8 protein-coding genes are annotated in these 11453 nt (G+C 60.9%); 6 read left to right on the top strand and 2 right to left on the bottom strand.

Annotation, left to right across the window (positions count from 1 at the left end; translation table 11 throughout):
* The first annotated feature begins 28 nt into the window (after positions 1 to 28).
* On the top strand, positions 29 to 184 hold the full coding sequence (locus J4G38_RS23375; RefSeq protein ID WP_210515657.1) for a hypothetical protein: 156 nt from the start codon (positions 29 to 31) through the stop codon (positions 182 to 184).
* A 150-nt stretch (positions 185 to 334) separates the two neighbouring features.
* On the opposite strand, the gene J4G38_RS29250 is transcribed toward J4G38_RS23375, so the two are convergent.
* Positions 335 to 3337 (bottom strand): leucine--tRNA ligase, encoded by a 3003-nt coding sequence (locus tag J4G38_RS29250; protein ID WP_210515655.1) that lies wholly within the window; start codon positions 3335 to 3337, stop codon positions 335 to 337.
* Between the two features lie 129 nt (positions 3338 to 3466).
* The gene (locus J4G38_RS23365) at positions 3467 to 4156 is read right to left on the bottom strand and encodes a hypothetical protein (RefSeq protein WP_210515654.1); all 690 of its coding nucleotides are present in this window, start codon (positions 4154 to 4156) and stop codon (positions 3467 to 3469) included.
* A gap of 38 nt (positions 4157 to 4194) precedes the next feature.
* Between J4G38_RS23365 and dnaG the strand changes: the two genes are divergently transcribed.
* The 5 genes from dnaG (at position 4195) to J4G38_RS23340 (ending at position 11332) form a co-directional block, all read left to right on the top strand.
* Positions 4195 to 6321, top strand: coding sequence for a DNA primase (dnaG, locus tag J4G38_RS23360; protein ID WP_210515652.1), 2127 nt, complete (start codon positions 4195 to 4197; stop codon positions 6319 to 6321).
* Between the two features lie 33 nt (positions 6322 to 6354).
* Positions 6355 to 7410 carry a potassium channel family protein gene (locus tag J4G38_RS23355; protein WP_210515650.1) on the top strand — a complete coding sequence of 352 codons (1056 nt, stop codon included), beginning with the start codon at positions 6355 to 6357 and terminating at the stop codon, positions 7408 to 7410.
* A 119-nt stretch (positions 7411 to 7529) separates the two neighbouring features.
* Positions 7530 to 8831 (top strand): glycosyltransferase family 4 protein, encoded by a 1302-nt coding sequence (locus J4G38_RS23350; RefSeq protein ID WP_210515648.1) that lies wholly within the window; start codon positions 7530 to 7532, stop codon positions 8829 to 8831.
* Complete coding sequence (locus J4G38_RS23345) at positions 8831 to 10024, top strand: glycosyltransferase (protein WP_210515646.1); 1194 nt, start codon at positions 8831 to 8833, stop codon at positions 10022 to 10024. The genes J4G38_RS23350 and J4G38_RS23345 overlap by 1 nt, the downstream gene beginning before the upstream one ends.
* An 81-nt stretch (positions 10025 to 10105) precedes the next feature.
* A complete protein-coding gene (locus tag J4G38_RS23340; protein WP_210515644.1) occupies positions 10106 to 11332 on the top strand; it encodes a bifunctional 3,4-dihydroxy-2-butanone-4-phosphate synthase/GTP cyclohydrolase II in 1227 nt (408 codons plus the stop codon).
* Positions 11333 to 11453: the final 121 nt, after the last annotated feature.

The raw sequence follows: 11453 nt of genomic DNA, 5'->3' as shown, positions 1-11453 counted from the left end.
CTGCGCCGCTCAGGCTTAAGTTTGAATCATGGACCTGACTGTAACCGTGCCTGATGACCGGGTGAATGTTGTGCAGAAGCTCCTGCGCGAGCTGAACCTCCCTTACAAAGTGGCGAAACCCGCGGCTGACAGAAGTAAGGTTGTAGAAAAGCCAAAGAATTCAAAGCCAGATACCCGAAAATAAATCCGGCCATACCTGTTGCCGCTGACTGTCCGCCCCGCTGGGGCTTGACTTTCTCTTCCGCTCTCCGGGGCATTGTTAGCCCAATAGAATTACGACAAAGGCCCGCTGCATGCGCAGCGGGCCTTTGTCGTGTCAATCAAACCGCAGCAACTACACCACCACGTTCACCATGCGGCCGGGCACGACAATCACCTTTTTGGCCGACTTACCTTCGCCGTGCTTGGCCAGGAAGTCCGAGGCCAGCACGGCGGTTTCAATCTCTGCGGCGGTGGCGGCGGCGGCGAACTGCATTTGCTCGCGCACCTTGCCATTGATGGCGAGGGGATACACTACGGAGTCTTCCACCAGGAATTCGGCGCGGAACTCGGGGTAGCCGGCGTGGCTGATGCTGCCGGGCGCGTGGCCCAGCTCCTGCCACAGCTCCTCGGCGAGGTGCGGCGCATAAGGCGACACCAGCAGCACGAGCGGCTCCAGAATGGCGCGCTTGTGGCATTTGAGGGCCGTGAGCTCGTTCACGGTAATCATGAACAGGCTGACGGAGGTGTTGAAGCTGAACTTCTCGATGTCTTCCTGCACCTTCTGAATGGCGCGGTGCAGGACCTTCAATTCGGCCGGGGTGGCCGGCTCGTCGGTCACGGCCAGGGCCCCGTCTTCGGGGTGGAAGAGGCGCCAGAGCTTCTTGAGGAAGCCGCTCACGCCGCTGATGCCGTTGGTGTTCCAGGGCTTGTACTGCTCCAGCGGGCCGAGGAACATTTCGTAGAGGCGCAGCGCGTCCGCGCCGTATTTGTCGATGAGTTCGGTGGGGTTAACGACGTTCAATTTTGACTTGGACATCTTCTCTATATCCCAACCGCACAAGTAGGTGCCATTTTCCTCGAAAATGAATTCAGCTGCTGCGTATTCAGACCGCGAATGTCTAAAAGCGGCTACGTTCAATACGTCATTATTGACAATGCTAACATCAACATGTAATACAGAGCACGCGTGTTTATCGGCAGGAGAAATATGCGCATTAATGGTAAAACCGGGATTCTGAATCTCGATTTTCTTAACCAATTGGTCAACAAAATTGTAAACTTGATTCGTGAGCATTTCATCTTCACTATCAGCATTTGACAATAAGTCGAAAAATGATTTAGAGACAAATACTTGCGGAAATTCAATGAATGTAATCTCATTACGAGTGTCTTCATTACGCTCTACGTCCCACTTGATTTTGTAACGATACACGAAATTCGACCGCCCCAATATCATCCCCTGATTAATCAGTTTCTGGAACGGCTCATTGCCACTCACCAGCCCCAAGTCCTTCAGAAACAAATACCAGAACCGCGCATACAACAGGTGGCCGGTGGCGTGCTCAGCCCCGCCCATGTAGAGGTCCACGGAGCCCCAGTAGTGCTCGGCTTCTTCCGAGACGAAGCGGGCTTCGTTGGTGGGGTCCATGTAGCGGAGGTAGTACCACGACGAGCCCGCCCAGCCGGGCATGGTGCTCAGCTCGTAGGGGTATTTGTCCTTGTAGAGCCAGTTGGCGGCGCGGCCGAGGGGTGGCTCGCCGGTTTCGGTGGGCTTGTACTCGTCGATTTCGGGCAGCACCAGCGGCAGGTCGCTTTCGGCGATGCCGTAGGCGGTGCCGTCCTTGTAGTAAATCGGAATGGGCTCGCCCCAGTAGCGCTGGCGGCCGAAAATGGCGTCGCGCTGGCGGAAATTCACCTTGCCTTTGCCCAGGCCTTTTGCTTCGAGAAAGGCGATGAGCTTCGGCGTGGCTTCCTTGTAGGTGAGGCCGTTGATGATGCCGGAGTTGATGTAGTGGCCTTCCTTGGTGGGGTCGGCCTGCTGGTCGAGGCCCTGCTGGGCATCGGAAATGGCGGGGATGGGCAGGTTGAAGTGCTTGGCGAAAAGATAGTCGCGCTGGTCGCCGCTGGGCACGGCCATCACGGCGCCGGTGCCGTAGCCGGCCAGCACGTAGTCGGCCAGCCAGATGGGCACGGGCTCGTTATTCACCGGATTGGCGGCATACGCGCCGGTGAACACGCCGGACACGGCCTTCACGTCGGCCATGCGGTCGCGCTCCGAGCGGCGCTTGGTGGCGGCGATGTACTCGTCCACGGCCGCCCGCTGGGCGGGCGTGGTGATGACATCCACTAATTCATGCTCCGGGGCCAAAACGAGGAAGGTGGCCCCGTAGATGGTATCGACGCGGGTGGTGTAAACCTTAATGGCCGGGCCGTTGGAAGCACTTTCGGATGCGTTGGAAGCCTCCCCGGCAATAACCGGGAACGTCACTTCGGCCCCGATGCTCTTGCCAATCCAGTTGCGCTGCATCTCCTTCACGGCGTCGGGCCAGTCGAGTTGGTCGAGGCCTTGCAGCAGGCGGTCGGCGTAGGCGGTGATGCGCAGGCTCCACTGCGGCATGAGGCGGCGCTCGACGGGGAAGCCGCCGCGCTCGCTCAGGCCGTCTTTCACTTCGTCATTACTCAAAACCGTGCCCAGGCCGGGGCACCAGTTCACGTAGGTGTCCTGCTGGTAAGCGAGGCGGTAGGGGAGCACGGCGGCCAGCTTCTGCTTTTCGGTGAACATGGCCCACTGGCCGGCGGTGAAAACCTGGCGCTCCTCGGCATCGCCGGCCGCGTTGATGCCCTCGCTGCCGCCGGCGGCAAAGCGGGCGGTGAGCCCGGTGAGGGGCTCGGCCTTGTTGGTGTCGAGGTTGTACCAGGAGTTGAACAGCTTGAGGAAAATCCACTGCGTCCACTTGTAGTAAGAGGCATCCGACGTGCGCACCTCGCGGCTCCAGTCGTAGCTGAAACCAAGGCTGTTGAGTTGCTTGATGTAGGTTTCGATGTTCTGCTCGGTGGTCACGGCCGGGTGCTGGCCGGTCTGGATGGCGTACTGCTCGGCGGGCAGGCCGAAGGAATCGAAACCCATGGGATGCAGCACGTTGAAGCCCCGCAGGCGCTTGTAGCGCGTCACGATATCGGAGGCAATGTAGCCCAGCGGGTGGCCGACGTGCAGGCCCGCCCCGGAGGGGTAGGGAAACATGTCGAGCACGTAGTATTTGGGCTTCTCGGAGTGGTTGTCGGCCTGGAACGTGTGGTGCTGTTTCCAGTGGGCCTGCCACTTCTTTTCGATTTCTTCGGGGCGGTATGCGGGCATCTTGCGCGGAGTTTATTCCCGGCAAAGGTAGGACGTAGCGCAAAGGGCTGTAGCGCGAACTTTGTAGTTCGCGTCGTCGGGCTGATAATATCGTTCAGGTACGCGAACTATAAAGTTCGTGCTGCGGCGCTACTGCGGCTGGTTTTCGCGGTTTTCGGCTTGCTCATTTTCCAGGCTCTGCTTTATCAGTTCCTGGATGTAGCGCATGCGGACTTCGGGCTCATACTCGGTAAGGCCAGCTACTTCGGCCATGCGCTCCAGTACCCGCCGCACGCGGGCGGCGTGGCGCTTGTCGTGCTGGGAGAGGCTGTGCGCCTCTTTCAGCAGCTGCTTGGCGGAAAGGCGCTGCGCTTCTTCCTTTTCCCATTTTTCGCGGGCCAGCGTAAACTTATAGCGCACTTCCTCAAGCTCTTTTTTTACCTCCAGCGTTTCGAGGTGTGCGTTGTAGAGCGGCCCTTTGTTGAAGGCCGTTTCGGCTTGCAGCAGTGCGGCCCAGCCGCCGGCCACGTATTCTTTGGGGTAGTGCCTGGTGTTGTCGAACCAGTGGCGGCGCTGGTTGGCAAAGAAAGAAAACAGACTCAGAAAAAGCATCTGATAAGGAATGAAGGGGGTGATGGCTGGCGTGGGCCGGGCCGGGAGTGGACCGATGCCCCGGCCGGCCGTAGTTTTGTGATAGAAGGCTGGTTCGAAGCGCCGCACACAAGGAGCAAACCCGCTGACGACGTTATTTTCGAGGGCGTTGCCGCTGGTAGCCCACCACCAAAGTGGCGTGGCGGTGCCTTGTTCGCTGAGCGTTAGCTCGTCGCTACAGTCAGGCAAACAAGCGTCGGACAAATATATTAGATTGAACTGCCCCAATGGCCCGTATCCCCAAAGAGTTAGTTGACCAGATTATCCAGACCGCCGACATTGTGGAAGTCGTCGGCGATTTTGTGCAGCTCAAGCGCAAGGGCCAGAATTTGTGGGCGCCGTGTCCGTTTCACAACGAGAAGTCGCCGTCGTTCTCCGTCAACCCGGCCAAAAGCCTCTACAAATGCTTCGGCTGCGGCAAGGCCGGCGGCGTGGTGCAGTTCGTGATGGACGTGGAGGGCACCAGCTACGTGGAAGCCCTGAAATACCTGGCCAAGAAGTACGCCATAACCATTGAGGAGGAGGAAAAAACGCCTCAGCAGCAGCTGGAGCAGAACGAGCGGGATTCCCAGTTCATCGTTTCCGACTGGGCCAAAAGCCACTTCCACCGCCTGCTGCTGAACTCCGAGGAGGGCATGAGCATCGGCTATGGCTACCTCAAGGAGCGCGGCCTGAACCTGAGCACCATCCAAACCTTCGAGCTGGGCTACTCCCTCGATAGCTGGGACGACCTGATGAAGGCCGCCGAAACGGCCGGCTACGACAAGAAATATCTGGAAAAAACCGGCCTCACCGTCACCCGCACCGACGACCAGGGCCACGACACCGGCCGGCGCTACGACCGGTTCCGGGGCCGCGTGATGTTCCCGATTCACAACATCAGCGGCCGGGTGGTCGGCTTCGGGGCGCGCACGCTGAAGCGCGACGACAAGATGGCGAAGTACCTGAACTCGCCTGAGTCGGAGATTTACCACAAGTCCGACGTGCTCTATGGCCTGTTTCAGGCCCGGCAGGCCATTCGGACGCAGGAAGTTTGCTACCTGGTGGAAGGGTATCTGGACGTTCTGTCGCTGTATCAGGGCGGGATTAAGAATGTGGTGGCCTCGTCGGGCACCTCGCTCACGGAGGGCCAGATCCGGCTCATCAAGCGGTATTCCGATAACGTGACGGTGCTCTATGACGGCGACGCGGCCGGCATCAAGGCCTCGCTGCGCGGCACGGATTTGTTGCTCGAAGGCGGCCTGAACGTGCGCGTGGTGCTCTTCCCCGACGGCGACGACCCCGACAGCTACATCCGCAAAGTGGGCGACCAGCGCTTCACCGAGTACATCGAAACCAAGAGCCAGGACTTCATCAGCTTCAAAACCACGCTCGTGGCCCGCGAGGCCAGCAACGACCCCGTGAAGAAGGCCGAAGCCATCCGCGACGTGCTCCACAGCATCGCCAAAGTGCCCGACGCCATCAAGCGCCAGGTGTTTTTGCAGCAGACTTCGGCCACGTTCGGCATTGATGAGCAGGTGCTCATCACGGAGTATAACAAGCTGGTGAAGGCCCCCGCGCCAAAGTCGGGCGACAGCAGGAGCGGAGGGAACTACGGCGGCAACAGCGGCTCCGGTAGCAGCTATGGAAACAGCAGCGGCACCAGCTACAGCGGAAATTCCAGCCCCCAGGGCCAGCGCCCCGGCCAGCCGGCCGCGCCGCGCCCTATGTCGGACGAGGAAGAGGCCGAAATGCTCATGTACGGCGGCCACGAGGCCACCGTGGAAATTCTGGGCGCGGGCGCTTCGTTCCAGTCGGCCCCGGGCAAAGCGGCCGATGCCGACGACGCGCCCGACATGCTCCAGGTGTGCGAGCGCGAGGTGCTGCGCCTGCTGGTGCTCTATGCCGGCCGCGAAATCGACCCCGAAATCAGCGTGGCGGCTTACCTCATGGGCCAGCTTGGCGAAAACCCGCTCACGGTGCCGCTCTACGCCGAAATGTGGGAAATCTGCCGGCAGGAGCTATTGGCCGGCCGTTTCCCCGAAGCCCGCCTGCTGGCCCAGAACGAGCGCGAGGACATCCGCCAGCTCATCACCGACCTGGCCACCGAGCGCTACGAAATCAGCCCCAACTGGCGCACCAAGGAAATCTACGTCTTCAACGAAGTGGACTTGCCCCAGCTGGCCTGCGACAACGCCGTGCTGCGTCTCAACAAAGTGCACGTCCAGCGCGAGCTCGACCAGTGCCTCGAAAAGCTCCGCCACCCCCTGGAAGACGCCGAAATGTTCGAAATTCTCGGTGACATCAAGCGGCTCAAGGAATTGGACAATGAGCTGGCGGCGCTGCTGGGCACCGTGGTGGCGCGGGGCGCATAAGTTTCGTTCTTTTGTGCCTCCCAAACTTCCCAGATGCTCAAAGGCCTTAATATCAACCGCCTGATTCTGGCCATTGTCCTGACCGTTTCAAGTCTGGTTATTGGCATGGCGGGGTTTACTTATTTCGAGCATTACGGCCCGGTCGATGCGTTTTACATGACCGTGACCACCGTGTCTACGGTGGGGTTTGGCGAGCTGCGGCCCTTTTCAGAAGCCGGCCGCCTGTTTGTCTCCTTCTTCATTCTCTACAATCTCATTGTAGTGGCCTACCTCGTGTCGGTGTTTTCCTCTTTCATCTTTGGTGGTGAGCTGCGCAAAATTTACAAAATGATTCGGACCGACCAGGAAATTAAGCGCTTCAGCGGGCACGTCATCGTGTGTGGCTTTGGCCGCAACGGCCGCCGGGCCTACCAGGAGCTGCGCGCCAGCGGGGCCCGCGTGGTGGTAATCGAGTCGAACCAGGAGCTGATGAAAAGCATCACCGAAGGCCACACCGGCGAGGACTACGACGGCGACGGCGTGCCCGGCGGCAGCATTTTTACCGTGTTTGGCGACGCCACCACCGACCTCGTGCTCAAGCAGGCCGGCGTGGAGCGGGCCTCGGCCCTTATCACCTCCCTGCCCAAGGATGCGGATAATGTGTTCGTCGCCCTCTCGGCCCGCGCCCTCAACCCGCGCATGAAAATCATCGCCCGTGCCTCGCTCAAAACCTCGGAAAGCAAGCTCATCTCGGCCGGGGCCGATTCGGTGGTAATGCCCGACGAAATCGGCGGCTCGCACATGGCCAAGCTCGTGGTGCGCCCCGAAGTCATCCGCTTCCTCGACCTCATCTCCGGCCTCAGCGCCGACAAGCTGCGCCTCGAAGAAATGACCTTCGCGCAGCTGCGCCGCGATTTGCGGGGCCGCAGCATCCGCGAGCTCGACGTGCGCTCCATCACCGGGGCCACCATCATTGGCCTGCGCCAGGCCAATGGCTCGCTGCTGGTGAGCCCGCCCGTCGACTACGTTTTCGTGGACGGCGACGTGCTGCTGGTGCTTGGCAGCGAAGAGCAGATTGAGAACTTTGAGGTCCGCTTCCGGCAACTTTAGAAAAATAGTTAACAGTTATCGGTGAACAAGTAGTAGTTGATTTCGAAGCCAAGCAGGTATCGCCGCATCGCTCATGTGCAGTGCTAACTGCTTACTGTTAACTGCTCACTGAAATAAACATGCACATTCTGCAACTCTGTCCCCGCGTTCCGTTTCCGTTGACTACCGGTGGCGCCATTGCCATGTATGACGTGGCTGCCGGCCTGGTGCAGGCCGGCCACCGGGTCACGATGCTGGCCATCAACACGCCTAAGCACCACCAGCCCGCCAATGCGCTGGACCACCTGGGGCCCAATTTCCGGCTGGTAGCAGTGGATGTGGACACGGATATTACGCCGGTACGAGCGCTGAAAAACCTGCTGTTTAGCAAGCAGCCTTATATCGTGGAACGTTTTATCAGTCCCAATCTAGCGCAAAGCCTGACGCACCTGTTGCTGACGGAGCAATTTGACGCCGTGCAGATGGAAGGCACATTTATGGCTTGGTACGCTAGCTTTATTACTGGTCAGGTATCATTAAAAATCTTGCCTAATTGGTCAACATTGCCGCCTCTCACGTTGCGGGCACACAACGTTGAGTATACTATTTGGGAAATGCTGGCGAGCCGCACCGGAAACCCATTGAAAAAGTGGTACCTGGAGAATATGGTTCGACGGCTAAAAGCCTTCGAAAAGTCAATGCTGCACCGTTTTGACGCGGTGGTAGCCATTACGGAAGACGATGCCACCCGGCTTCGGAGCATGTTCTATGGAGGTCTACCCGCGCCCGTAACGGCTGCCGATGTTGCTGCCCTGCCTCAACCAGTCTACGGACCCATAATCAAGTTCATCCCCGCCGGCGTGGACCTTACCCGCTTTCAGCCCGACCCCGCCATCAAGCCCAAGCCGTGCACGCTGTTCATGATTGGCTCGCTGAACTGGCTGCCCAACCTGGAAGGCGTGCAGTGGCTGCTGCGCGAAGTCTGGCCCACCATCCACGCCGAAATGCCGGATGTGGAGCTGCACATTGCTGGCAGCGGCACGCCCGAGGAGCTGCTGAAACCGCGCACCGATAACGTCATCATCCACGGCTTTGTGGACTCGGCCCCAACGTTCATGCAGCAGTACGAGCTGATGGTGGTGCCACTGCTCAGCGGGGGTGGCATGCGCATCAAAATCATCGAGGGCATGGCCCTGGGCAAAGCCGTGCTCAGCACCACGCTGGGAGCCGAAGGCATTGCCGTGCGCGACGGCCACGACATTCTGCTACGCGACTCGGCCGCTGAGTGGCTGGATGCGCTGCGAGCCTGGGGCCGGGGTGAGCTTTCGGCGGCCCCAATTGGTGCGGCTGCCGCCCACACCGCCACCCGCCTCTACGACCGGCGGCAGGTAACCCAGCAATTTGTGGACCTCTACGAGCGGTTGCGGCCGGTGCTGGCTTGATGGCGACGGTGGTCCTCTGGCTGGTGTTTTGGGGCTGCCTGCTGCTGGTGGCGCATACCTACGTGCTGTTTCCGCTGCTGCTGGCGCGGCTGGCGCGGGGCCGCCAGCAAAACCAGGACGTGTACGGCCCCGCCGCCGACTGGCCGGCCGTGGACATCCTGCTGGCCGCGCACAACGAGGAAGCCGTGATTGTGGAGAAGGTGCGCACCACGTTTGCCACTACTTACCCGCTCGACCGGCTGCGACTGCTGGTGGGCTCCGATAATTCCTCGGACGAAACCAACGACCTGCTGGCCGTGCTGGCGGCCGAGTACCCGCAGCTGCATTTTGAAGCCTACGCCCAGCGCACGGGCAAGCCCACGGTCATCGAAAACCTGGCCCGGCAGGCCACCGCGCCCGTGCTGGTGCTCACCGATGCCAACGTGTTTTTCGCGCCCGACACGCTGCACGAGCTGGTGAAGCACTTCCATAATCCCGCGATTGGCCTGGTGGGCGGTCACATCATCAACCCCGAGCACCGGGCCGAGGGCATTTCGGGCCAGGAAAAGGCCTACCTGGAGCGCGAAAACGTGATGAAATACCAGGAAGGCGTGCTGTGGGGCGCCATGATGGGTGCGTTTGGCGGCTGCTTCGCGGTGCGGCGGGCCTGTTATCATTCGGCCCCGGCGGCGTTTCTGGTCGATGATTTTTACATCACCCTGGCCGTGCTGCGCGACGGCTACCAGGCCATCAACGAGCTGACGGCGGTGTGCTACGAGGACGTTTCGGACCATCTGCCGGAGGAATTCCGGCGCAAAGCCCGCATCTCGGCCGGCAATTTTCAGAACCTGAAGGAGTTTCGGGCGCTGCTCTGGCCGCCGTGGCGCGGGGTGGCGTTTGCGCTGTGGTCGCACAAGGTGCTGCGCTGGTACACGCCGCAGCTGCTGCTGGTGCTGCTGGCGGCCACGGCGGGGCTGGTGGCTAGTGGGGCGGGCTGGTTTGCTCAGCTGGCGCTGGCCGGGCAGCTGGGCCTGCCGCTGCTGCTGCTGCTCGACTCGGCCCTGCGCCGCCGCGGGCGGCACTCGCGCCCGCTGCGGTTTGTTACCCATTTCTACAGCATGAACGCGGCGTTGCTGCTGGGGTACTGGCGCTACCTGCGCGGCATCAAAACCACGGTGTGGCAGCCCACGCAGCGCTTTCAGCAGGGCCAGTAGGCGTGCGCCCTACCCGTGCCGCACGGCGGGGCTAACTTTGCACCGGGGCTCGTTGTTATGGCCCGAAATACCACCAACTCCATGCTTGACTCCATCGAATCCGCCATCGCCGACATCCGCGCCGGCAAGGTCGTCATCGTCGTCGACGACGAGGACCGCGAAAATGAGGGCGACTTTATCTGCGCCGCTCAGTGCGCCACGCCCGAAATCATTAATTTCATGGCCACCCACGGCCGGGGGCTGGTGTGCGCCTCCCTGCCCGAGCAGCGCTGCGAAGAGCTGGGCCTGCACCTGATGGTGGGCCACAACACGGCCCTGCACGCCACGCCGTTCACCGTGTCGGTCGATTTGCTGAAGAACGGGGTGACCACCGGCATCTCGGCCTCCGACCGCAGCAAGACCATTCTGGCCCTTATCGACCCCACCACCAAGCCCGAGGAGCTGGGCAAGCCCGGTCATATTTTCCCCCTCAAAGCCCGCAAGGAAGGCGTGCTGCGCCGCGCCGGCCACACCGAAGCCGCCGTGGATTTGGCCCGTTTGGCCGGGTTTGAGCCGGCCGGGGTGCTGGTTGAAATCCTGAAGGAAGACGGCGAGATGGCCCGCCTGCCCGACCTGGAAAAAGTAGCCAAAAAATGGGACCTGAAACTGATTTCGGTGCAGGACCTCATCAAATACCGCCTCGCCACGGAAAGCCTGATTCACCGCGAAATATCAGTGAAAATGCCCACCGAGGACGGCGATTTCGACCTGTATGCCTACACCCAGCGCTCGAACGGAGCCAAGCACCTGGCCCTGGTGAAGGGCGACATCAGCGGGCCCGAGCCGGTGCTGGTGCGGGTGCACAGCTCCTGCGTGACGGGCGATATTTTCGGCTCGTGCCGCTGCGACTGCGGCCCCCAGCTGCACCAGGCCATGCGCCAGATTGAGCAGGAGGGCCGGGGCGTTATCGTGTACATGAACCAGGAAGGCCGCGGCATTGGCCTGCTCAACAAGCTGCAAGCCTATAAGCTGCAGGAGCAGGGCCGCGATACCGTGGAAGCCAACGAAGACCTGGGCTTTAAGGGCGACGAGCGCGACTACGGCGTGGGGGCATCCATTCTGCGCGACCTGGGCGTGACGCAGATGCGCCTGCTCACCAACAACCCCAAGAAGCGCACCGGCCTCATCGGCTACGGCCTCGAAATTGTGGAAACGCTGCCCATCGAAATCCACTCCAACCCGCACAACGAAGTGTATCTGGCCACGAAACGCGACAAAATGGGCCACGACATCATGCGGGTGGTGCCGGCCGAAACGCCGGCGGCGTAGGCGTAGCCCCAGCGGGGGCGGCAGGCCGGTAGTAAAACCGTTGCGATTCAGTAGTTAAGCCCCGGCGGGGGCGTGCCCGGCAGGGCGGCATTCGGTGAACGAGTGTCGCCCTGCCGGGCAC

The organism is Hymenobacter terricola (genome assembly GCF_017921975.2).
In the GTDB taxonomy this organism is placed as follows: Bacteria; Bacteroidota; Bacteroidia; order Cytophagales; family Hymenobacteraceae; genus Hymenobacter; species Hymenobacter terricola.
The sequence above is the reverse complement of the archived record's forward strand: the minus strand, read 5'-3'. Positions and strand labels throughout refer to the sequence as shown.